At 60.0% G+C, this 23,530-nt stretch carries 18 protein-coding genes and 1 pseudogene; 16 read left to right on the top strand and 3 right to left on the bottom strand.

What is annotated here, in order from left to right:
• The first annotated feature begins 129 nt into the window (after positions 1 to 129).
• The 13 genes from AC1DD5_RS22165 (at position 130) to AC1DD5_RS22105 (ending at position 14,910) form a co-directional block, all read left to right on the top strand.
• Positions 130 to 558 (top strand): MarR family winged helix-turn-helix transcriptional regulator, encoded by a 429-nt coding sequence (locus AC1DD5_RS22165; protein ID WP_477516750.1) that lies wholly within the window; start codon positions 130 to 132, stop codon positions 556 to 558.
• A 288-nt stretch (positions 559 to 846) separates the two neighbouring features.
• Positions 847 to 3,024 (top strand): 3-hydroxyacyl-CoA dehydrogenase NAD-binding domain-containing protein, encoded by a 2,178-nt coding sequence (locus tag AC1DD5_RS22160; protein ID WP_477516749.1) that lies wholly within the window; start codon positions 847 to 849, stop codon positions 3,022 to 3,024.
• 272 nt (positions 3,025 to 3,296) lie between these two features.
• Positions 3,297 to 4,079 (top strand): TetR/AcrR family transcriptional regulator, encoded by a 783-nt coding sequence (locus AC1DD5_RS22155; RefSeq protein ID WP_477516748.1) that lies wholly within the window; start codon positions 3,297 to 3,299, stop codon positions 4,077 to 4,079.
• On the top strand, positions 4,072 to 5,142 hold the full coding sequence (locus AC1DD5_RS22150; protein WP_477516747.1) for an acyl-CoA dehydrogenase family protein: 1,071 nt from the start codon (positions 4,072 to 4,074) through the stop codon (positions 5,140 to 5,142). The genes AC1DD5_RS22155 and AC1DD5_RS22150 overlap by 8 nt, the downstream gene beginning before the upstream one ends.
• Positions 5,139 to 6,284, top strand: coding sequence for an acyl-CoA dehydrogenase family protein (locus AC1DD5_RS22145; protein ID WP_477516746.1), 1,146 nt, complete (start codon positions 5,139 to 5,141; stop codon positions 6,282 to 6,284). Before AC1DD5_RS22150 ends, AC1DD5_RS22145 begins: the two co-directional genes overlap by 4 nt.
• 136 nt (positions 6,285 to 6,420) lie before the next feature.
• Complete coding sequence (locus AC1DD5_RS22140) at positions 6,421 to 7,218, top strand: enoyl-CoA hydratase/isomerase family protein (protein WP_477516745.1); 798 nt, start codon at positions 6,421 to 6,423, stop codon at positions 7,216 to 7,218.
• A gap of 63 nt (positions 7,219 to 7,281) precedes the next feature.
• Positions 7,282 to 8,484 (top strand): CaiB/BaiF CoA transferase family protein, encoded by a 1,203-nt coding sequence (locus AC1DD5_RS22135; RefSeq protein WP_477522786.1) that lies wholly within the window; start codon positions 7,282 to 7,284, stop codon positions 8,482 to 8,484.
• 166 nt (positions 8,485 to 8,650) lie between these two features.
• On the top strand, positions 8,651 to 9,376 hold the full coding sequence (locus AC1DD5_RS22130) for a nitroreductase (protein WP_477516743.1): 726 nt from the start codon (positions 8,651 to 8,653) through the stop codon (positions 9,374 to 9,376).
• Between the two features lie 120 nt (positions 9,377 to 9,496).
• Positions 9,497 to 10,672: a thiolase family protein gene (locus tag AC1DD5_RS22125; RefSeq protein WP_442006424.1), complete on the top strand. Its 1,176-nt coding sequence runs from the start codon at positions 9,497 to 9,499 to the stop codon at positions 10,670 to 10,672.
• Entirely contained in the window at positions 10,672 to 11,424 is a 753-nt protein-coding gene (locus tag AC1DD5_RS22120; protein WP_442006399.1) for an enoyl-CoA hydratase/isomerase family protein, read from the top strand. The genes AC1DD5_RS22125 and AC1DD5_RS22120 overlap by 1 nt, the downstream gene beginning before the upstream one ends.
• 166 nt (positions 11,425 to 11,590) lie before the next feature.
• Entirely contained in the window at positions 11,591 to 12,364 is a 774-nt protein-coding gene (locus AC1DD5_RS22115) for an electron transfer flavoprotein subunit beta/FixA family protein (RefSeq protein WP_477522785.1), read from the top strand.
• Between the two features lie 51 nt (positions 12,365 to 12,415).
• On the top strand, positions 12,416 to 13,405 hold the full coding sequence (locus AC1DD5_RS22110) for an electron transfer flavoprotein subunit alpha/FixB family protein (protein ID WP_477516741.1): 990 nt from the start codon (positions 12,416 to 12,418) through the stop codon (positions 13,403 to 13,405).
• Positions 13,406 to 13,515: 110 nt separating this feature from the next.
• Positions 13,516 to 14,910 carry a cytochrome b/b6 domain-containing protein gene (locus tag AC1DD5_RS22105; protein ID WP_477516740.1) on the top strand — a complete coding sequence of 465 codons (1,395 nt, stop codon included), beginning with the start codon at positions 13,516 to 13,518 and terminating at the stop codon, positions 14,908 to 14,910.
• A gap of 190 nt (positions 14,911 to 15,100) precedes the next feature.
• Here AC1DD5_RS22105 and AC1DD5_RS22100 read toward each other — a convergent pair whose 3' ends face one another.
• A complete protein-coding gene (locus AC1DD5_RS22100) occupies positions 15,101 to 16,084 on the bottom strand; it encodes an acyl-CoA thioesterase domain-containing protein (protein ID WP_477516739.1) in 984 nt (327 codons plus the stop codon).
• Between the two features lie 430 nt (positions 16,085 to 16,514).
• Between AC1DD5_RS22100 and AC1DD5_RS22095 the strand changes: the two genes are divergently transcribed.
• From AC1DD5_RS22095 to AC1DD5_RS22085, 3 genes are all read left to right on the top strand, one after another.
• Entirely contained in the window at positions 16,515 to 17,303 is a 789-nt protein-coding gene (locus AC1DD5_RS22095) for a citrate/2-methylcitrate synthase (RefSeq protein ID WP_477516738.1), read from the top strand.
• 230 nt (positions 17,304 to 17,533) lie between these two features.
• Complete coding sequence (locus tag AC1DD5_RS22090) at positions 17,534 to 18,421, top strand: SDR family oxidoreductase (RefSeq protein ID WP_477516737.1); 888 nt, start codon at positions 17,534 to 17,536, stop codon at positions 18,419 to 18,421.
• A 281-nt stretch (positions 18,422 to 18,702) separates the two neighbouring features.
• Entirely contained in the window at positions 18,703 to 19,881 is a 1,179-nt protein-coding gene (locus AC1DD5_RS22085) for a thiolase family protein (RefSeq protein WP_477516736.1), read from the top strand.
• A gap of 1,568 nt (positions 19,882 to 21,449) precedes the next feature.
• Here the strand turns inward: AC1DD5_RS22085 and AC1DD5_RS22080 are convergent.
• Both AC1DD5_RS22080 and AC1DD5_RS22075 read right to left on the bottom strand, forming a co-directional pair.
• Positions 21,450 to 23,165: a CocE/NonD family hydrolase gene (locus AC1DD5_RS22080; RefSeq protein ID WP_477516735.1), complete on the bottom strand. Its 1,716-nt coding sequence runs from the start codon at positions 23,163 to 23,165 to the stop codon at positions 21,450 to 21,452.
• 23 nt (positions 23,166 to 23,188) lie between these two features.
• Positions 23,189 to 23,530: pseudogene (locus AC1DD5_RS22075) on the bottom strand (esterase family protein); the annotation flags it as partial.

Below are 23,530 nucleotides of genomic sequence, written 5' to 3'. Positions count from 1 at the left end.
TCGGTTGCCGCATGAGGCCAGCGTCGCGATCGTTTTCTTTCTGGGCGAGGAGTCGATACGCGCCCTGCCAGAGAGGATTTTCGCATGAAAGAGCAAGCAGGTTGATCAAGTCGGTTGTATATTCGAGGCATGATCGACCAGAAGAAAATGACACACTCCTTCTTTGAGGCGCTGCACCCTCTACTGGCGCGCTTGAACGTAGAACGGACCCTCTCGCCTGGAAAGCTGGGCATTCTCAGATATCTGTCCAAGCACGGACGGGCCACCACTTCGGAACTTGCTGTGGCTGGACGGGTCAGCCCTCAGGGCATCTCGCTCGCTGCGCGGGAATTGGAACGGCTGCAGCTTGTGACGCGCGTACCTGATGACGTGGACCGTCGCCGGGTCTGGATCGAACTTACGCGGGAGGGCGGCGAAAAACTTTCTCAGGAGGTGTCTGTTGGGTATGGCTGGCTGGACCGGACAGTCAGCGAGCGCTTGACGCCGGAAGACCGCAGGGTGCTCGAGGCAGTCATTCCCGTTCTCAGAAAGCTGGCGTCCGAGGCGAGCAGCGACTGAGCCCTGGTACCGGATGCTCAGCTGAGAGAGTTCCGCCTCGGGCCTGGGCATGCGCCGGTCTAAATCTCGTCTTGCCAAAAACTACAGTAATATCATAGTTGCTAAGCAAGTATCATATTCCCAAGGTGCGGAGACGCTAACGCAAAGTAGGCGCTCGTCCTCCCGGGCAATCCCCGCCGCACAAGTCGCCCACCAGGTTTCCCGGTGACCTCGCGATGCCCTTCTGTAGAGAGCCGATCTGACGGTGTCGGACCGCCACTACTGCCTCCCTCGACTAAGGAATGACATATGACAAACCCGACTCGCACGGAAGCTCAATCCGGTGATCCGGATGCCAAGCCCCTCGGCGGGCTCTCGCCCTATGTGCAATTGACAGAGGTCCAGCTGCCTGGAGCCGGCAACTTCGCGCTGATCACTCTGACCGGTGGTGACGGCAAGCCCGCCACCTTTAGCCCCGAGTCGCTGCAGGCACTCCACGGGATGCTTGCGGAAGTCGCGAAGGGCGTCGACTCAGGACGCGTGGCTGGCGTTGGCATCACCGGCCAGAATCGCTTTTTTGTGGCCGGCGCAGACTTAAAGTCTCTGAAATGCGTGAAGGACCTGGAGTCGGCCCGAGCTGTTGCACGTCTAGGACATCAGGTGTTTGGCGCACTCGCGGCAATAAAAGTTCCAACTTTCGCCTTCGTCAATGGCGCGGCCATAGGCGGCGGGCTGGAAGTCGCGTTGGCAGCGCGCTACCGTACAATTTCATCGGACGCGAAGGGGATATCTCTGCCCGAGGCCTACCTCGGCCTGGTGCCCGGCTGGGGCGGAGTGTACCGACTTCCCCGGCTCATCGGGCCCACTAATGCGGTGAAGTTGATGATCGAGAACCCACTGGCTAACAACAAGGTTCTTGACGGCAGGTCAGCGTATGAGCTTGGTATTTCAGACACTGTATTCGACAGTCCCGATTTCCTGAGTCAGTCACTGGCCTGGGCTGACCGGGTTATTACCGATACGGCATTCCGGGAAGAACTTGACCGACGGCGGGCCTCGGTTGCCGGCTCCTCTCGGGAAGAATGGGATGCGGCCGTGGCTGCGGGTCGGGCCATCGTTGCATCCAAGACCTCCAATGCCTCACCTGCCCCTGCTCGTCTGCTGGATCTGCTCGAACTGGGCAGGAGTCTGGATCAGGCACAATCCGCGGATTTGGAAGTCAACGCACTCGGCGAACTGATCCTGACACCGCAGTTCAAGGATTCCGTGTATGCGTTTCTTGAACTTCTACAGCGTAGAGCCAAGAATCCGTCGAATGCGCCTGATCCGGCGCTGGCCCGCCCGATCAACAAGGTCGGAGTTGTCGGCGCTGGACTGATGGCCGGGCAGCTGGCCCTGCTGTTTGCCCGACAGCTGCAGGTACCCGTTGTGATGACGGACATCGACCAAGGCCGCGTAGATAGAGGTGTAGGTGACGTCCACGCCCAGGTGGACAAGCTGTTCACCCGCAAACGCATCTCCCTGGACGACGCCGATCGCCTTAAAACCCTTATTAGCGGCTCGGTGTCCAAAACCGCCTTTGCCGACGCTGACTTCGTGATCGAGGCGGTCTTCGAAGAACTCTCTGTCAAGAAGCAGGTCCTCGCAGAAGTCGAGTCCGTCGTTTCCGAAAAGTGCGTTCTTGCCACCAATACGTCCTCGCTGCTGGTGACGGAGATGGCCGCAGACCTCCTGCACCCGGAACGCGTCATCGGGTTTCACTTTTTTAATCCGGTCGCCGCCATGCCCCTGCTGGAGGTTGTGCAGGCAGCCAAAACCAATGATGAAGCCTTGGCCACAGCGTTCGTCCTCGGTAGCACGCTGAAAAAGACCTCGGTGCTCATCCGTGATGCCACAGGATTTGTGGTTAACCGTGTACTACTGCGGCTGGTTGCGGAGGTCCTGAGGGCCTTTGACGCGGGCACCCCTGCTGACGTCGCCGACAAGGCACTCAAGCCCATGGGACTGCCAATGACGCCATTTCGGCTTTTGGCCATGATCGGTCTTCCTGTGGCGCAGCATGTTATCGAATCCCTCCATCTCGCCTTCGGCGACCGGTTCCCCATCTCGACTAATCTCCAGAGACTGATAGACCATGGCATCACCTCGTTCTGGTCTGATGAATCCGATGGCAGCCCGCACATCCCACGGTCCACCTTGGAAATCCTGGAGTTCACTGACAGCCCTGCGACTTCGGAGGAACTGCTTGAACGTGTCCAGGACGCCTTGGCGCAAGAGATCGGGCTTCTACTTGACGAAGGAGTGGTCGCATCGGCGGAGGACGTGGACCTTTGCATGATCGCTGGCGCTGGCTGGCCGCTCCACCTCGGTGGCATCACTCCTTATTTGGACCGGACGGGCGCCTCCGAAAGAGTCAATGGCCAGCGGTTTCACCTGGACAAGCGGCAGGCCCAGCTGCAGAGCCCATCTTGCCCTGGGACCCCTTGAGACACTTTCCACGTCACAAGTGCTTTCTTGGGTTGCGGCGCCAACAATGTGAATGCCTGCTCAGGCCCACCAGGGACCGCGGGGGTTGGTGGAGTGGGGTTTGTCTGGCTCCCTTGATTCGCTTCTAAAAAGTCCACCGGACCAGGCGCTGCTTACCCAGCCGCATTCCGGGATCGGCTGCTAGATTCTTCTTTGATTGATAGTCGACAAATAAGTTCTTGATTGCTGACCAGTAAGTTGTTATGCTGCAAGGGCGTTCTAAGGAGTAAGACGTGCGCAAAGGGCAAGAAGTCGAAGAAGCAGCGGGATGGCCTTCACCCAGTTGGACTGTTCAAGAAGAGGCTGAGCTACGGCGGCAGACTGTCCGGGGAAGCAAACGCGTAGCAAGCAAAGAAACGCAGACCTCGCCGCCCCAACGCCGCACGCAGCAAGAGCGGCGCGAGGAAGCTGAGATGAGGCTTCTTGCGGCAGCGCGGACCCTGCTCTCGCGCAAAGGATGGGTCGGAATGACCTTGGCGGAGGTGGGCCTCACGGCTGGCTACAGCCGGGGACAAGCCGCGCACCACTTCGGCAGCAAAGGTGCGCTGTTGCGTGCCCTGACGCTGCACATCAATCGGTCGTTCGCGCAGGAGATGCAAGATGCGCCAAAGCCTCCTGCCGGCCTGCAGGCGGTTCTTGGCTATGTCCGCGTGTACCTGGGGCGTAGCGATCCGAAGTGGATAAACACCCGAACCCTCCTGTTGCTGCTGGCGGAGTCCTTGCTCGAAGACTCGGAGACGGCCGACGTAGTAGCGGTATACAACCGCGAAATGTTTGCCTGGCTGGAGGACAACCTTCGCATCGGAATTGAGCAGGGCGAGGTGCGCCGCGATATTAATCCAGCGCTCGGAGCTGAGTTCGTTGTGGGCGCGCTTCGTGGCCTTGCATCGCAACGTCTTATACAAGGTTCGCCGGCAGACATACGTGGAATTAAGGATCAGGTAGTGCAATTAGTCGAACACACGTTCGCAGCGCCCTCCGATCGCGAACAGAAGGAAGGAGCAAACGATGGATGATGAAACTCGCGAGATGCTCCATCAAACGGCAGCGAGCATTTTCGCTGAGGGACCCTCTGACTTATGGGAGGTCCTTAAAAGCGTTGGATTTGACAAGGCATTGGTGCCTGAAAGCAAGGGCGGCGTGGGCGTGAGCTGGGCAGTTGCCTGCGAGCTTCTGGCAATCGCAGGCAAGCACGCAGCTGCCGTGCCGATGGCCGAGGCAATGATCGGGCACTGGCTCGTTGATCTTGCAGGTGTTGAAGAGATAGAACTGCCGACTCTCGGCTTTTCGTCGCTCTCGGAACCGGTCCGGCTCACCCGCACCGGCGACGAGTGGCACGTCGGCGGGGCACTTGTACGGGTGCCTTGGGGCAGTGCCTGCACGCACATCGTATTCATTAGTGAGGGCCCGGAAGCCCAACTGATCGTAGTTGCCCGCGATGCATCGGGCATCTCAATTACGCCCGGTCACAATCTCGCAGGGGAGCCGCGCGATGACGTCGCCTTCGAAGGCGTAGTGCCGCATGCGGTGGTGCCTGCGCCGTTTGAATCGAATTCGCTGCAGGCGGTAGCTGCAATCACGCGCAGTGCTCTGATGGCAGGCGCCATCGAACGTGCTTTGACCCTGACTGTGGACTACGCCAACATGCGGGTCCAATTCGGCAGGCCGATTGGCAAGTTCCAAGCGGTCCAGCAGAACATTGCCGTACTTGCGACCCAGGCAGCAGCCGCGCGTGCAGCGACCGAAGCCGGGAGTGAGGCGATTGACGACTGGATCGCTGGCGAGAATGAGTCACTCATGCACAGCGTTGCAGTGGCAAGCGCGAAGATCCGCACTGGGGAAGCAGCCGGAGAAGCCGCTGCCATCGCACACCAGGTATTCGGGGCGATCGGCTTCACTGAGGAACACGAATTGCAGCGCTTCACGAAACGACTCTGGTCCTGGCGCGACGAATACGGCAGCGAAGCGTTCTGGGCCGACCTACTTGGGGAAAGCATCCTCATCAATGAATCTGAGAAGACCCTCTGGCGCACAGTTGCGCCGACGAGAAGCAGCCTCGACATAGGAGCGACGCGATGAGCAACCTGTCCTTTCCGCCACCGCGGCAGTCGGAGGTCGGCGAGCGGCTGCGAGCAGAGGTACGCGAGTTCCTGGACGATTTTGATTGGCGGGGCGACCCGCATGCAGCCAGCGTTTTTGGTGGCTACGATCCTGAATTCAGCGAAGCGCTTGGCGCGCGCGGATGGATAGGGATGGGCTTTCCCCAGCGCTATGGCGGTGGCGGCTACGGCCTCGTTGAACGCTATGTGGTTATGGAAGAGCTGCTCGCCGCCCGGGCTCCGATCACTGCACACTCCATAGCCGACCGGCAGAGCGGCCAACTGCTGCTCCGGTTCGGCAGTGAGAGCCAGCGTGAAGAAATCCTGCCCCGCATCGCCGCCGGCAAGTCCTACTTCTGTATCGGCATGAGCGAGCCGGACTCTGGGTCGGACTTGGCTTCTGTACGCACCCGCGCCACGAAGGTAGACGGAGGCTGGCTCGTAAACGGGGCGAAGATCTGGACCACGAATGCACACCGCAGCCACTACATGATCCTGCTTTGCCGCACCTCGCCGGCAAGCCAGGAGCGCCACGCGGGCCTGAGCCAGTTTCTGGTCGACATGAAGACGCCCGGAATCGTGTGCAGGCAGATCGTAAACATCGCTGGAGGGCAGGAGTTCAACGAAGTGCATCTACAGGATGCGTTTCTCCCGGACGAGGCGCTAATCGGCGTCGAAGGTGATGGATGGAAACAGGTGACGAGTGAGCTGGCGTTTGAACGCAGCGGGCCCGAGCGCTTCCTGTCGCATCTCAGTGTGTTGGAAGAATTCGTTCGTGTCGTGAAGAACCAGCCGTCTGCTGTGGGAGCCAGGGCCCTCGGGCGCCTGGTGGCCCACCTCACCACGCTGCGGCGGATGTCGCGCAGTGTGGCTACGATGATCGCCGATGGTCAGGATGCCGCACTGCACGCCGCGCTGGTAAAAGACCTGGGCACCTGCTTCGAGCAGGAGATTCCCGAGATCCTGCGGCTCGCGCTGCAAGCCGAGCCAGACCCGGGCGCCGCTGACTCATATCGGGCGGCTTTGGCTTACGTGGTCTTGAACGCGCCCTCCTGCACGATCCGCGGCGGCACCAAAGAGGTGCTGCGCAGCATCGTTGCGAAGGGGTTGGGACTGCGATGAGAGGTGGCCCGCCACGAAGAAAAGGGTTTCACCGTCCAATGGACTTGAGCCAGGTCGGCCAACAACTACCAAAGGCGGGGCGTCAACGGAATGCCCGGGCATGACACAACGTAGCTAATTGAGAAGGGCAAAACGAATGTCTATAGAGCTGTCAACGGAGACGGACGAACTTCATCTGCAGCAGTCCGAGCACGTCTTGTGGCTAAGGCTAAACCGGCCGCAGGCATTGAATGCGCTTACCGCGTCGCTTGTTGATGATCTCACCAAGGTCATTCAGGAGGCTGATGAAGATCCAGATGTGCGGGTTATTGTCCTCACTGGAACTGGTAGGGCTTTCTGTGCCGGCGCGGATTTGAAGGACAGTGCAAAGCGCAGTACCGAAGAGGGTGCTCGTTTTGTGAAGAAAATTGGTGAACTCACGAACCTCATCGAAGAGTGCACTAAACCTGTGATCGCGGCGATTAATGGTATCGCTATCGCCGGTGGTCTGGAATTGGTGCTGGCGTGCGACGTTGTGATCGCGGCGGAGGCGGCGGTCCTCGGGGACGCCCATTCAAATTACGCTATGTTCCCTGGGGCGGGCGCCACAGTGCGTTTGCCGCGCAAGATCGGCCTTAACAATGCCAAGTATCTGATGTTCACGGGCGATATGCCTAGCGCCCGCGAGTGGCTGGCGATGGGCTTGGTAAGCCAGGTCGTCCCTGGCGAAGGCCTAAATGACGCGGTATCGGCACTGGCCAGCAAGCTTGCCGGTAAAAGCCCGTTCGGGTTGGCAAAAATGAAGCAGGCGCTAAATGACTCTCTGGATCAGCCGGCACAAATCGGACTGCGCTACGAACGGGCGTTGGTAAACCTTTATAGCCACTCTGCCGATCGCGTAGAAGGGCTGGCGGCATTCCGGGAAAAGCGTCCTCCGCAGTTTCAGGGTAGATAGACGACGATGCGTCCCGGGCCGAGGCCCCTCACCTGCGTATTCAAGATTTGAGGAATGAGATCTATGGAACAGAACGTCAAAGGACCGTTGTCAGGCATACGAGTGATCGATGTCGGCACCATGGTCGCTGGACCCGTGGCTGCAACTCTGATGGCCGATTTCGGCGCGGAGGTGATCAAGGTTGAGCAACCCGGCAAAGGTGACACTTTGCGTCATATCGGCCCGAGCTTGGGCGACGGTGAGAGCTTGTGGTGGAACGTCGAGGGGCGCAATAAAAAATCGATCACGCTGGACCTACGTCAACCCGAGGGGCAACGGATCCTGAAGGAGCTAGTGAAGACCGCCGATGTCCTGGTGGAGAATTTTCGTCCAGGGACCTTGGAACGATGGAACCTTGCCTGGGAAGACCTAGAACAGGTGAACCCCGGGTTGGTAATGCTCAGCGTCTCCGGGTACGGACAAACTGGCCCATATGCCTCTCGAGCGGGCTATGACCGAATGGGTCTGGCGCTGGGCGGGGTGTTGAACGCGACAGGCTACCCGGATCGGGCTCCCGTGAAGGTTGGCGTTGCCATCGCTGACTACCAGACAGCGGTGCTTGCAGCTTTCGGGACGATGGTGGCCCTGTACAACAGGGACGTTGGCGGTGGTAAGGGCCAGCAGATCGACCTTTCGCTGTATGAAACGGTCTTCCGATTCACTGATGTGATGGTGACCGCGTTCGATAAGTTTGGCGACAGGCGCGAGCGCACAGGGAACCTTCATTTCGCGGCCGCGCCGGGGGACCACTTCGAAACGATCGATGGGCGCCACATCGTCCTGACAGTATCCTCGGACCGCATGTTCCGCCGCCTGTGCGAAGCAATACCGGAGCTGATCGGTGATGATCGGTTCACCACTCACGCGGATCGCATCTCCAACATCGAGGAGATAAATCGACTCGTGGGGGAGTGGATCAAGTCTCGGCCCATTCCGGAACTCTGTCAGATCCTCGATGAAAAGGGCCTGGCGTACTCTCTCATTTACTCGATCGAGGACATCGTTGTCGATCCGCAGTATCAAGCGCGGGGCACCATCGCCACCGTCGAGAATCCGCGGTACGGTGCGCTCAAAATGCCAGCACCGCAGCCGAGGCTGAACCGAACGCCAGCGCCTGCGATGCGACCAGCTCCCGAACTGGGATCGCATACGGACGAGGTTCTAAGTGAACTTATTGGTCTCTCGGCCGAGGAGATCGCAGGACTGCGCAAAGCGGGCACCATCTAGGCGCAGGAACGGCACTGCGCTGCAAAAACGTGGGAAGACTGCAGGTGAAGTTGCAGGGCGGTTCGCCCGGCGCGATGCTACCGCCGTTCTGCCGGAGTCCACCTGATAGCCAATGAAGGCCTTCAGCAAGAACTACCGAAATCGAGACACTGCTAGGAGAAGTGCGTTGATATCATCACGCGTCACGACTGAAGTGCAGGACCCCGCGAGTGTGGAAGCTGCCATCGAGAGCCGCTTCTCGTGCCGGGCATTCCTTCCGGACAAAGCCGTCGCCCGAAGCGACATCCAAGAAATATTACGCGTCGCCAGCCAATCCGCGTCCGGCACGAATACACAACCGTGGAAAGTGTATGTGCTTCAGGGCGATCAGCGGGATAACCTTGTCCACCAAGTGTGCGCTGTGGACGACGCGGTCTTTTCTGATCCGGGCTTGGCCGAAAAGCACCGCGACAAGGTCGACTTCTACCCGGCTGAATGGGTCTCGCCGTACATCGACCGGCGTCGTCAAAACGGCTGGAGCTTGTATGACCTTCTCGGCATCGGCAGGGGCGAGAAGAACAAGATGCACGCTCAGCTACAGCGTAACTACCGCTTCTTTGATGCCCCCGTGGGGCTGATATTTACGGTCGATAAGGTCATGGGGCGAGGATCGCTCATCGATTACGGCATGTTCCTGCAGAACATCATGCTTATGGCCCGGGCTCGGGGCCTCCACACGTGCCCGCAGGCGGCTTGGAACTACTACGAGTCGACAATTAAGCCGATCATCGGCGCTGGTGCGGACGAAACGCTGGTGTGCGGTATGTCACTTGGCTACGCCGATGAGTCGGCGCCAGTGAACTCACTCGTGACGCCGCGGGAGACCGTGGATAGTTTCACCCAGTGGGTTTGAACTCGAAAGTCAAGTTCCTGATCAGTCGGGAAAATGCGACTTTTCCATCCTGGCAAGGGGCCCTTGGTCTTCACCGCCAAAGTCACACCAGCAATTCATCTTAAGAGCAACGGAGAACGAATCGTGGAGAAAATCATCGTCCTGGACGGTGCACGCACCCCTATTGGCAGCTTCGGAGGCATCTTCAAGGATGTTCCCGGCCATGTGTTGGGGGCGACGGCCAGCAGGGCAGCCCTGGAACGCGCCGATGTTACCGGCGACGACATCGACGAAGTCGTCATGGGTTGCATTGGCCAGGTGGGGGCCGACGCGTATAACGCGCGGCGAGTCGCTGTCACGGCAGGACTGCCAACGGGTGTTCCGGCCTACAACGTCAACCGGCTGTGCGGTTCCGGCTTGCAGGCAATCTGGTCGGCAGCCATGGAAATGCAGTGGAACCAGCTTGACTTCGCTCTGGCCGGCGGCAACGAGTCCATGACAAGGATGCCGTACTACGACTTCGGCGCGCGCCAAGGCTACCGCCTTGGCGACCGTTCCCTCAGCGATGGCACTCTCATGATGCTTACCGACCCCTTGCACGGCATCCACATGGGAGTCACTGCCGAGAACGTCGCCAGCAAATACAACGTCTCACGCCGGGAACAGGACGAGTTCGCTGTCGAATCACAACGCCGCGCCGCTACGCCCGAGGCCCAGGCAGCGTTCGCCGAGGAAATCACGCCAGTCAATGTCGCGGGTCGAAAGCCTTTCACAGCTGACAAGGATGAGCACCCCAAGCCTGAGACAAGCATGGAGACCTTGGCGGGATTGCGTCCTGCATTTGCCACTGGTGGGACAGTCACGGCCGGTAATGCATCGGGTATCAACGACGGCGCCGCCGCCGTCGTCCTTGCTCGCGAGTCCGTCGCTGCTCAGCGTGGCCTGAAGGGCTTGGTTAGTCTTGAGGCGGTGGCCACGGCCGCCATGGAACCCGAACTCATGGGGTACGCACCCACGCTGGCTCTGAGGTCCTTGTTCGAGAAGACCGGCACCACCCCGAAGGATATCGGTTCGATTGAACTGAACGAGGCATTTGCCTCACAGGCTGTCGCTGTCATCCGGGACGCCGACCTCGATCCGGCCCAGGTCAATCCGTACGGCGGAGCCATTGCCCTAGGGCATCCGGTCGGTGCCACCGGAGCGATCCTGACGCTGCGCCTTGCCAAGGACATGGCACGCCGGGATCTGGAACTCGGAATTGTCACCATGTGCATCGGTGGAGGACAGGCGCTCGCAGCACTCTTCCGGAGGATCTGATGTCAAAGCCCGTAACTTTAACTACGGTCGGCGGCGTCGGACACCTGCAGCTCAACCGCCCGGAGGCGGCCAACACTATAAATATGCCCTTAGCCGTAGCGCTCGGAGAGGCGGTTAGCCGGGTTGCGGAGGACGACGCGATTAAGGCAGTCTTGCTGACCGGCAACGGCAAGCGGTTCTGCGCCGGTGGAGACATTTCTGCGTTCACGGAGTCCCCAGACCAGGGTCGGTTCCTGACTGAATTGGCGGCCACGGTTGATGCGGCTGTGCAGGCTCTCGAATCTCTGGAGAAGCCCGTGGTGGCGGCTGTTCACGGGGCCGTTGCCGGTGGTGGGCTTGGTATCATGCTGGCCGCTGACGTGATCATCGCAGGGGAAGGTACAAGCTTTGTGTTTGCCTACCCCTCCATTGGCCTGACTCCCGACTGTGGCACTTCCGCCAGCTTGCCCCGCGCCATGGGGCTACACCGCGCACTGGCCTTTGCCCTATCCGGCCGGCCTTTGAATGCCAGTCAGGCGCTCGACCAGGGACTTGTTTCAGAGGTGGTCGTCGACCCGATGGACCGAGCGCAAGAGGTGGTCGCAGCTTGGGTTGCCGGGGCTCCGGGTGCGCTCGGCGATGTCCGAAGGCTGTTGCGTCAGGGCCTCGGCCTCTCGCGGGCGGAGGTGGGTGCACGCGAGTCCGTGACTATCGGTGAGCGCATGGCCGCCGACGAGGCTCAGGTCCTCATTCCGGCATTCCTTGGTCGCTGACCGGTCGGCTGTGGCTTTCGTTTTCTGAAGGGCGAAACCGCACCACCTTTGCAATTCTGCACAGGCGGTCCAACAAAATAGTTGTCGAGCAACTAGTATTTTTCGCTAACTCCCCGTAGATTGGGATATGAAAGCGAAAGCGTTAGCCCACCGAGGAGGGTTCTCCATGAAGATAGTTGTGTTGGCGAAGCAGGTTCCGGACACCTGGTCCGATCGTAAAATCGACTTGGAATCCGGAATGCTGGACCGCGGTGCGTCCGAGTCTGTGCCGGACGAGATCAATGAACGGGCCTTGGAGAACGCCCTTCAGCTAAAGGATTCGCGTAAAGATATCGAAATTGTGGTGGTCGCAATGGGGCCGGAGGACGCGGGCAAGAGCATTCGGAAGCTGTTGTCGATGGGCGCTGACTCCGCCGTTTTGGTCTCGGACGAGTCTTTGGTGGGTTCCGACATGGTGCAGACAGCGCGGGTGCTGGCTGCCGCCGTCGAAAAGCTCGGAGGCGTGGATCTGGTCCTCGCCGGCAACGCGGCCACGGACGGTCGGGGTGGAGTGGTTCCAGCAATGGTTGCCGAGATCCTCGGGTGGCCTGTACTCCCGGGACTTGATGAGGTCGTCATCGAACCCGACGCCGTCTCGGGCCGGGCGCAGGTGGACGGCGGTGCTCTTCGCTTGTCATCGGCCTTGCCGGCAGTGGTGTCTGTCACGGAGAAGTCCGCCGATGCCCGCTTTCCAAACTTCAAGGGAATTATGGCGGCAAAGAAGAAGCCGCTGGCGAATTGGTCGCTCAGTGATCTAGGAATCGCCGTAACTCCGGAAGTCGCATCGGTGATGGTCTCGGCGTCGGCCCGCCCAGCGAAGCAAGCCGGGCCGAAGGTTGTCGACGACGGCACCGCGGCTGCGCAGCTGGCCGAGTTCCTGGCGGCGAACCGCCTCATCTGAACATGAGCGGACCCTACTGACACAGAAGTTAAACAGCTGAAGGAAAACACCATGCCATATACCGGAAACGTTCTGGTCCTGATCGAGACCAACCGCGAGGGGTCGCCGAAGTCCACTGCCGCTGGCCTGCTTAGGTTGGCTGCCGACCTCGGCAAGCCCGTTGCGGTGGCGGTTACTGCCCCGGGCCGGTCCGGGGACCTAGTCGCTGAATTGGGGAACTTGGGCGCGGCCAATGTGTACCTGACCGAATCGGAGAGTGCCGCCACCGAATTGGGGTCCGCGCTGGTCGGTGCCCTGGCAGACGCCGTACATACGTATGGGGCGGGCTTGGTGTTGGTACCGGCGACGAACGATTCCAACGCTGTGGCAGGTCGGCTCGCAATTGTGGCTGGCGGTTCTGTAGCCGCTGACGCGGTCGCGGTTCGCTTCGACGAGGAGAGCCAGGAGCTCATAGCTACCCACTCAATTTTCGGCGGCGACTTCACGACCGAGTCGACCGTGGAAGGTGGCCTAATGGTAGTTACGGTGCGTCCGGGCTCCATCGAGGGCGTGGCAGAAGCCGTCGCCTCTCCTTCGGTCACGTTTGCGCAGATATCAACCACGACGGCGACTGGGGCCACGGTCGATGAGGTCAGCGAGGCTGCGGCGAAGGCAGGCAGGCCGATGTTGAGAGGGGCAAAGAACGTCGTCTCCGGCGGACGCGGTGTTGGTTCGAAGGAGGCGTTCAGCGTGGTGGAGGAACTAGCCGACGTGCTGGGTGCCGCTGTGGGTGCCTCGCGTGCCGCCGTTGATGCCGGGTACGTGCCGCAGTCCTACCAGGTGGGTCAAACTGGCGTTACGGTGACCCCCCAACTCTATGTGGCGCTGGGAATCTCAGGGGCCATCCAGCACCGGGCTGGCATGCAGACTTCCAAAACGATCGTTGCCATCAACAAGGACGAGGATGCTCCGATTTTCGACGTCGCGGATTTCGGCATCGTCGGGGATGTGTTCACAGTGGTCCCACAGCTGATCGAAGAGATCAACAACCGACGCAGCTGACCCCGGTGCCGGGCAGTCCGCTACCCAGTGAGGACCATGAGCAATGGTCTGACGGAGGCCTTCCGGCCATTTGAACCCGAAGTTGATACCCAGGCAAAGGACCGAGATCTATGACTAGCGAGCGAGACCCCAGCCAAGCACCCAGACGGCGCCGCATGGCAGGATACACGCCGCTAGCGCCCGAGCGCACCGATGCCGGGCCCTTGTCTGCAGAGCGCGTGCAGACGCATGTGCAGCAGCAGCCGGGCGATTCGTCGGTTACAGAGAAGGCCATGACGATGTCGCCGACCATCGATGACGTCACTGCGATGATCGATAAGACGGAGCCTCAGGGAATCGACCTGTCAGCGGAGCGGGAACGCGAGCAAGCCAAGCCCGCTGCTGAGCACGCTCCTCCACGCAAGCGCCGGATGGGCGCTGTCCCGCCGGCGGCCGGAGAGCAGGAGGTCGCGCGTCCATCGACTGATTCTGCAGTAGGGAGCGGTTCTGGTTCCGCACAGGCGGGTTTGGTCGCACCGGCGGCCAAAATGACCTCTTCGGCTAGTCTCCTCGGCACAAAGGGGGCGGCAGAGGACGGCCCCATAAGTAAGTCGAGGGTGACTGGCCCGGCATGGCGGAAACCCGCCGTAGTTACCGCTGTGTTGTTGGTTCTGGGCCTGCTGATGGTGGTTGGCGCGCGTTGGCTACGTACGCTTGAGGGTGTGCAGCAGTTCGTTATGTCTTACAGTGGGCACGCCTGGCAGCCCGAAGGTGCGCCGGTCGGAATCCCGGCATGGCTAGGCTGGCAACACTTTCTCAATATGTTCTTCATCGTGTTGATTGTCCGCACCGGCCTTCAGGTCCGTACGGAGCGTAAGCCTCCCGGCTACTGGACGGCGGAGAAGAACTCGTTCTTCTCCCCGAAGGGCAACAGCCCGAAAAAGGTATCACTGTCCCAATGGCTGCACCAGACTCTGGATGTGCTCTGGGTGGCGAACGGGATAATCTTCGTCGCTCTGCTATTTGTCAGCGGGCACTGGACGCGGATCGTACCGATGAGTTGGGACGTCTTCCCCAACATGCTCTCAGCAGCAGTCCAGTATGCCTCGCTGGACTGGCCGGCCGAAAATGGCTGGGTGCATTACAACGCACTGCAGGTGATGGCCTACTTCCTCACGGTGTTCATCGCCGCCCCGTTGGCGGTTCTGACCGGCGTCCGGATGTCGACTTGGTGGCCCGAACGTGCACGGCGCCTCACGATGATATATCCGGTGGAATGGGCGCGGGCATTGCACTTTCCTGTGATGCTCTACTTCGTTGCGTTTACGGTGGTGCATGTATTCCTGGTGTTCTTCACCGGAGCCTTACAGAACCTAAACCACATGTACGGCTCCCGGGACGTAGTGGACTGGTGGGGCCTTGTCGTGTTTCTGATCTCGCTGTTGGTCATCGCCGCAGCCTGGTTCCTGACCAAACCGTTGTTCACCACACCCATCGCAAACCGTATGGGCAAGGTCACCAGATAGTCCGACGAACTCCTGCCCATGGAGTGAAGCATGGGCAGGAATCACCGCTGATCCCTGCGTGACCTGCCGGAACAAACCCAATAACAGGCCGCTCAAAGGCCATTTCCGGTTGGGACCTCCCGTTCGGACGACGCCCGGTGCGCTGACGTCCAGAGTCACCGGCACTGTTCGCCTGGTCACTCTAGGTCGGTCAGCGGGCCGGACGGAAGAGTGCGTGGGCTTGTGCGACTGGCTTGGTTTCGAAGGCCTTGTCAGGGTTCTCTCGCCGAGCAGTTTCTGAGCCACGTGATGCCGGGTTCCATGGAGTTGTACGGATGCTGAACAGTTCCACGTCCACGCTGCACAGGGAGCGGCCTGCATGTCGGATTCGTGCGCGTGTAGCAATCGGTCCAGTGGACGGGCGCAGAAACACCATCCGAAGGGACTGGAGATCGAAATGATCACGAGCCGGAGTGGCCGCATGGGCAGCGAGTCCCGCCATCATGGTCATGGCCCCTCCGTGAACGGTCCCATTGCGATTCATAAACTCATCGACCGCAGGGAAATCCGGTCCCCGAAGGAAACTTTCGGTGTTCGCTGGCTTCCCGCCCGCAGGGCTCGAGGCCGGACTACGCATGCCAAGCAATCTGTCCAACGTGACGTCGGATTCGGGCCCCAAGGGCAGCGCGCCCATACGGTTGAAATGGTCAAGTGCCCCGGCAGGGGTGGGTCCGACTGTTTGAAACCAGCCAACGGCATGTACGTGCTCTCTACCGTCCGGCCCACGGAGACTACCAAAGGACACGCCTCCCCTCGGATCTACGAAGCCGCTTCTGGTCCAAGCCTCCAGTACTGTGCCGTCAGCAGGTAGCGGGGCCAGGAAGTTCAGTTGCAGCTCCGTCGTGACCATCCAAGTAAGGTCCGGGGCGGCGGCGCGGATAGAAGTTGCGAGAGTTTGGTCCAACAGGGAGGCGGCCGTCAACCCCGTTGGGCGCCCCTCGTGGTCCAGGCACCAAACTCCAGTGACCATGGAACCGGTGCATTCGGGTACCGTACCGTCAACGGCGCCACGCAGCCGGGTTCGCATGAGCCGCTCGACGCGCCCCGACGTGGGCGCCACAACGGCTCGGGAAGCTGCAGTGCTGGGGTCGGCGGGCGGGGAAGACTTGTGCATGCCCGGAGTTGAAGGAGCCATTCCACGAACATATCGCAGTCTTCGCTATGCCTGAATCCGTTTAGCAATCTATGTGCCCTCAAGTGTTTGGCTTGTCTCAGCCGCAAAAGCTGCCGTCGAACTCTTTAGTGAACCACTCGTCAAACACTTGATTGTTGATCAGTAAGTGATATTCTGCTTGCATAGTACCGCTCTCAAGCCAGTCAGAACATTGGCAAGCTAGACGACTAGTCCACGGGGTTGCGACTAGCTCGCCGGCTCCGAGGGTCGGCAATCTTGGTTGCAAGGGCGGTCCAGAGGGACTGCCAAAGCACTCACGAGGCTCGCGTCGCGGATCTGGTACCTCGCGGCGTTGGCGGTTGGACGCAATATAGGAAGCCAGCGTGCAGGCTTGGAGCGTTCGGTGCGCAAGTTATTGAACTACAGGTAAAACTAGAACTGAGGACATCAAGTGACCACACGGGATACCAATGCTTGGGAAACTGACATAGGGGAAGTCGAGAAGGACGATGTAATTATTCGGGGACACCGCCTGAGTCAATTGATCGGGAATACTTCATATTCTGAGATGATGTACCTGGTTCTTACCGGGAACCGTGCAACACCTGGTCAGGCTCGCGTTCTTGATGCTCTACTCGTTTCGGTGATGGAACACGGAATATCGCCGTCGAGTACGATCACCAGAATGCTCGCGTCATACGGGGTTCCCATTCAAGTAGGGATTGCGGCCGGAGTAACCACCTTCGGGGACATCCAGGGTGGCGCTGGACAACAACTGGCATTGAAGTTGCAATCGGTTGTTCATCGAATAGCCGAAGATGGCGAGGTCACCGACGAATCGCTGCAGCGAGCCGCCAAGGAGATTGTGGCTGACAGCAGGGCAAAGCGCGCCCCTCTTGAGGGGTTTGGTCATCCGCAACACGGTGCGGATCCGCGCTTTCCTATTCTGATGGGTATCGCCAAGGAAGAAGGGGTCTTCTCCCATCATTCGACATTGCTGGCCCACCTGGAACACGAGCTGAGTCAAGCAGTTGGGCGCAAGATTCCAGCGAACGTCGATGGCGCGATTGCAGCTCTCATTCTTGATCTCGGGTTCACCTGGGAGACGACGCGAATATTCCTGGTCGCACCGCGGTCTGTCGGCCTTGCAGCCCACTACTTGGAGGAGGTTGCACAAGGAAACACCTGGCGGCACGTTCCTGCCGACCAGGTAAATTACACTGGCCCAAACCCATCGTAATTGGTAATCCAACAGTGATGACAATGTTCGAGTAGCAGTATTGGCGCTGCCGCTGCGGTCATCGTGCATTTCTCACAATAACTTATGTGAAGTTTTGCTGTCTGAGTTCCTGCATGTTCATTTGAGCGACAACCCAACTGCGTCGGAATTTCCGTGCATCGCAGCGTGGCTCGGGACAATCTCGCTTGAGCATCAGTATTAAAGAACGATCGAAGGAATGGAGCAGGCTTATGGGTGTTCTGGATGGAAGAGTGGCGATTGTGACTGGCGCCGGACGCGGTCTCGGCCGCGAGCACGCCCTGCTGCTTGCGGCCGAGGGTGCGCGTGTGGTTGTAAATGACGTTGGGGGAGCGAGCCCGGACAATGGTCCGGCGCATGACGTGGTTGCCGAAATCAAATCCGCGGGCGGGCAGGCCGTGGCTAATACTGACAGCGTCAGTGACTGGCATGGCGCGCAGCGGCTGGTCGAAACCGCCATCCGCGAATTCGGCGTCCTCCATGTGGTGGTAAACAACGCAGGCATCATGAGGGATCGGATGTTGATCAACATGACCGAGGAGGAGTTTGACTCGGTGGTGGACGTCAATCTAAAGGGTACTTTCGCTGTCAGCAGGCACGCGGCTGCGTATTGGCGTAACCAATCAAAACTAGGGTTGGCCGCAGACCGGGCGATTATCAATACCTCCTCGGCCGCGGGTCTACAGCCTGGGGCAGGCCAGACGAACTACGCCGCAGCGAAGGCAGGGATCGCTGCCATGACGCAGGTCGCTTCAAAGGAGCTCAAGAGGTATGGCGTACGGGTCAACTGTATTGCGCCGGCTGCGCGGACACACTTGACTCTGTCTACGCCGGGGCTAAGCGAACGGATTGCGGAGCCGGAGTCCGAGACGGAGTTTGACAGCTGGCACCCCGGAAATATCTCACCGCTGGTCGCGTTCCTGGCGGCCGAGCGCTGCGCCCTCTCCGGCCATATGTTCCGTGTGGTGGGTGATCTGATCGGAGTCTACGAAGGGTGGCGGGTCGTAGAGACATTCGAGAACGGTAGCCGTTGGAGTGTGCCGCAGATTGAGCAGGCACTTGTCGGCGTCGCAGTCGAGCCCATCGCCCAAGAAGCCTGAGCGTAACGCGTCCTTCCATTGCCGAACGGGAGAGGCGCCGTGCCCGAATTCGCCTGCTCATACAGGTGTTTGCGTCCTCGCACTGGTGAGGGGACGGTGCGTTTCGCCGCGGTGGAAAACTGCTGACCGAGACGTTGGCAAGAGTCGCCTGATTCGGAGGTCGAACTAAAGACTTGATTACCAACCAGTAAGTGTTAGACTGGCCAAAGGCTACTTGAGCAAACGACCCGCACTGCAGCGGAGCCTTTGCGTTTTTGTTGAGAGAGTGAATTGGAGTAACTATGACCGACCGCGTAGCGATCGCTGGAATTGGAATGACTTCTTTTGGGAAGTTTCTTGATCGATCGGTGAAGAGTCTCTCCGAGGAAGCTGTGAGAATAGCGCTGGAGGATGCCGGAATCGATGCGGACAAAGTAGACCGCGTCTACTTCGGCAACTCGGCGTCTGGAGTCATCACCGGACAGGAGATGATTCGAGGCCAAGCCGCGCTCAGGAACACGGGCCTCATGGGCAAGCCCATAATCAATGTGGAAAACGCTTGCGCTACGGGCAGCACAGCGTTCCATCTGGCGTGGCAGACAGTGGCCAGTGGCCAGGCAGATGTTGTGCTGGCAGTGGGAGCGGAGAAGCTGAGCCATGCAGACAAGACCGTCTCAATCGCAGCGTTCGGAGGTGCGGTAGACAAGGAAGAGGAACTGCCCTCGCATGTTGGCTCCGGCAGCGGCTCCATTTTTATGGACATTTACGCAGAACGTACTCGCAGGTACATGGACGCCACGGGAACGACGCCAGCCGATTTTGCTCGAATAACCGTCAAGAGTCGTCACGCTGCGTCGCTCAACCCCTTCGCGCAGTTTCGTAAAGAGACGACGGTCGAGGAAGTGCTGGCAAGCCGGATGATCAGTGAACCGCTGACGCTTCCGATGTGCTCTGCAATCGGCGATGGGGCAGCAGCGGTGGTCCTGTGTTCGGCTCGTGTGGCGTCCAAGCTCTCAAGGTTCAGGCCTGTTTGGGTAGCCAGTTCGGCGCTTGTTTCGGGCTCAGCAGATCCGACGAAGCCGAACGCTTCGTCTCGGGCTGCGAAGGTGGCTTACGAGGCAGCTTCGATTGGTCCCGAGGACGTCCATGTGGCAGAGGTTCATGACGCATCGGCCCCTGGCGAGCTAATCAATTACGAAGTCATGCAGTTCTGTGCGCCGGGGGGTGCTGCGGAACTGTTGCGCAGTGGTGCGACGGACCTTGGCGGAAGGATTTCCGTCAATCCGAGCGGTGGTTTGCTCAGCAGGGGCCACCCCATTGGCGCTACCGGAACCGCTCAGATATTCGAACTGGTCCTTCAGTTGCGTGGAGAAGCGGGTGCACGGCAACGGGAGTCGGCAAAGGTCGCCGTAGCACAGAACTCTGGGGGGCAGGTTGGCGGAGATTCTGCTGCAGCGGTGGTCTCAATCCTCGTAGCCTAGGTTTCTTTCGCTGCCAGCATGACTAACGAGCCTGGCGGTCTTGGTCTAAGGTCGGGGGAACCGGGCGGATTGTCCTCAAGAGGGGATGCGGCGCTGTCCGCATCCCCTTTGTGGACTGCAGTTACCTAGCTGGGATTGGTCGTTGTACTCCCGTAGCACTGAAGGATCCCTGCCGGTTGAGCGGACGGCGCCGTTGGCCCAGAAGCGTTGACGAGCTCAACTTTAAGCTGAGGGACCGGGATATCGCTCGGTCCACCTAGTTTAATGCTCTCACAAAGCTGGGCGGAACTGCGTCGAAGATGTCCTTGTCATGAGCGGATATGAAAGCGCCCGTATCGTTACCACGACAGTGTCGGGGCGCTGGTTCCCGAACTACGGCGGAAAATCCATTGCGACATACGTGAACGCGACCAGCAACTTGCGACGATTTCGCTTCGCGGCCTCCCTTGCCGCCAGGGCGCTGTTCACCGGGTAGCCCGGCACTAAGTGTCTCGGATCCCGGTTTCGAATGCGAGGTGTTAGGTTGGCCCTTCAACGCAGCGTGAGATTAGGAATTCCACCTGCTCATCCTCCCGCAGGCTAATACCGGAGGCCTTAACGTACAGGACCTCGGTGAAGTCCTTAGACTGCGTTAACTTTGAGTGCGTGTTGTGTGAATATGATCGGGCGGCCAGTTGGAATGAGGTCCAGGGTTCTGGGCCGCACTCAACTTAGAGGGGTACGTTCTCCATTGCGGCGTCACCACGAGACCATAATCCGCCAGCTTCTACGAAGAACTCGAAGAACCAAGTTTTTAAATGTGGATATCAAGTTGCCGAGCTGGAAAGATCCCGGGTCCCCATTCACCCTGTGGGCGAATCCTGTCGTTACGGACTCCAGCCGCTTTGAAGCCGCTGGGGATGGCGGTCTTTTAGCCGCATGGCACAGCACCCTGGGACAGACGTAGCGGATTGACTATCGTTGGTGGGGAATGCTTAGCCACGCGGCAGGCTCCGGGTCTCTCCGCCGTCGAGAATCCTCCCCGGGTTTCTGCCCGATCCCCGCTTCCGGCGGTCCTGGAGGGGCAGCGATACCGGCGCAGAACGCAGCAGAGCAGGACACGATTAGGATGCTTATCCGATTTTGCTCAGCAGGCCCCGGTCGGCACGGAAGGATCGTACCGATCAGCGACCCGCCGCAATAGGTCCAGTGGTCAAGAAACCTTACACGCTGCTAGCTCCGAGGCGTCAGACGCAAGAATCGCCTCAGGCGGAGCATAAGGACGTCCTTTGGACTGAGAAAGTGTCCTTGAGGCCCTTCACGCAACTTTATTGCGTCACTTCCAGTCACCTGTCAGCAGTCTGCCGGTAGATCGAGGGCTGGTTCCCCATATCTGGATTGCTGGGAGAGACTCCGGATACGGCGTTCAGTAACCGTCTCAATCAGCTGCAAAGCGAAACAGAATCCCCGACTTTACAGTGTGGGGCAGGGCGATTATCGATGGCATCGGAGGTATGTAAGCCTGCGGCGTACGATCCGGGTCAGTGGGCACTGGGCCACCTGGTCTGCGCAGTGCCCACTGAACTCATTTAGGTGCGGGGAACTTGTTTCTCTTCCGTTGGGACGATGGGGAGTTCGATGTATGACGGGCGGCTGGTGTCATGGTAGAGCCGCTGATGTGCGGGGACGAACTCCGTCCCGGCTTGGTCGCCGGTGTTGAGGTTCCGGTCCCACCGGGGGAAGCAGCTGTTGGTGATCTGCACCCTGATCCTGTGTCCGGCCAGGAACACGTTGCTTGTTGACCACAGGTCGATCTCGATCTCCTGAGCCTCGTCAGCACCGTGGTTTATGCGGAGGATTCCGTCGGTCAGGTTCAAGGATCGTCCGTCGGGGTGCACGTCGCACAGGCGGGCGACCCAGTCTGTCGAGGGCGCTGAGCTCTGGACGTGCAGCCGTACCCGGATCGGCCCTGTTACCTCGAGGTCCTCCCTGAGGACCTCGGAGGTGAAGACGAGCACGTCCGGTCGCGACTCGACCGGTGCCTGGTCATGCGGTCCCCGTCCTGGTGTGAGTGCCATTGGCCCACCGTACGTGGGAACCGGGTCGGCGGGGTCGTAGTCGATCTCACTCGGTCCTGACTCGACGGGCAGTGCCTTCGTACTGAGGCCTCCATCGGCATGCAGGTGCCAGCGCTCGGTGCGAGAGCGTTGCAGGGGCCAGGTTTCCTCGTCCCGCCATTCGTTGCGTCCCATCACAAATATCCGGACCGGCGCCGGGGCACTCACGGGTGCATCCTCGGTGAGGTGGCCGCGGAGAAACGCCAGCACTTCATCGCTCCACTTGCCGTTTGGATGGGCTCCCGCGTCCCGGCTGGACATGATTCCGAAGTCCTGCGCGCCGATCCGGTTGCCGAAGTCCTCGTGGGTCCATGGTCCGATGATCAGCCGCGATTCTTGGCCGAGGTTGCGCATTGCTGTGAAGTTGTCGATGGTTCCCTGCAGGCAGGTGTCGTACCAGCCTCCAGTGTGCAGGCTGGGGATCTGGACACGGGAGTGACTCCCGGCCACCCGCATGTGCTCGGTTGCCTCCAGGTCAGTGGCTGCGCCCGGCTCTACGAACACCGGCGTGCCGTGCCGTCGCAGCACGGGCAGTTCGGTGACCGGCAACTCCCAGTAGCCGTCCTTCTCGAGACCGTCGAAGTCTTCAATAAGGGCCGAAACGCGGGCCGCCAACTCATCGTCCGTCAGGCCCTGACGTGACAACCAGTCGAAACCGGCAGCCAGCGACCACGATGTGATCACTGTGAACTGCGTCGCACCGCCGCGGGCTACCAGGGCCTCACGCGGCTCCGTCCACGTCATCAGGGGCGTGATCGCCTTCAACGCGGGCGGCTGCTGAAGCGCGGCCTGCCATTGCGTGTTCCCGCAGTAGCTGCCACCGACCATGCCGACCCGCCCGTTGGAGCCGGCAAGCTGGGCGGCCCAAGCAATGGTGTCAAAGCCGTCTGGACCCTCGTGCTGCAGCGGCTCCCAGTCGCCGTCTGAAGCGTAGCGGCCCCGAACATCCTGGATGACCATGATGAACCCTTTTCGGGCCACTTCTGTCGGAGAGAAACCATTCCAAACGTTGTCCGCAGCACCGGCCTTATTGTAAGGCGTGCGCACCACCAAGGTAGGCCAAGACCCGTCCCCCGCAGGGCGGTAGATATCGGCCCGCAGCACGACGCCGTCCCGCATCCGCGCAGGGACATCAAGTGTCACCTGCACTGAAGTTGACGTGTCAATAACTTCGTTTGTGGTGTTCATGCCCTCTGCTTTCGTGTTCTGGGTCATTTGGCTTCAACCTGGTCGCGGAAGATCCATTGGAGTGTTTCGGGGAACACTGCGCCGGCGTGTCCGAGGGTGTGCCCGGCGGTGCCGAACACGAACATGGAATCGTAGCGGCGATACTTCAGGGCTGCGTCGAGGTCATGGTTGGCGATGGGGATGTTGCCGTAGACGATATCGACGTCGCGCTTGCCCGATTGGTGCCAGACGCGGATTGGCTTGCGGGGGGTGCGCCGGACCATGCTGGGGAGGTTGTTCGCGCCCAGAATGTTGATGAAGCTGCCGCAGTGAGAGATCACGTTTCCGAACTGGTCCGGGCGGTGGAAGGCAGCGGTGAAGGCGCC

It is taken from the genome of Paenarthrobacter sp. 10L420 (genome assembly GCF_056395385.1).
This window is presented reverse-complemented; position numbering and strand designations above follow the sequence as displayed.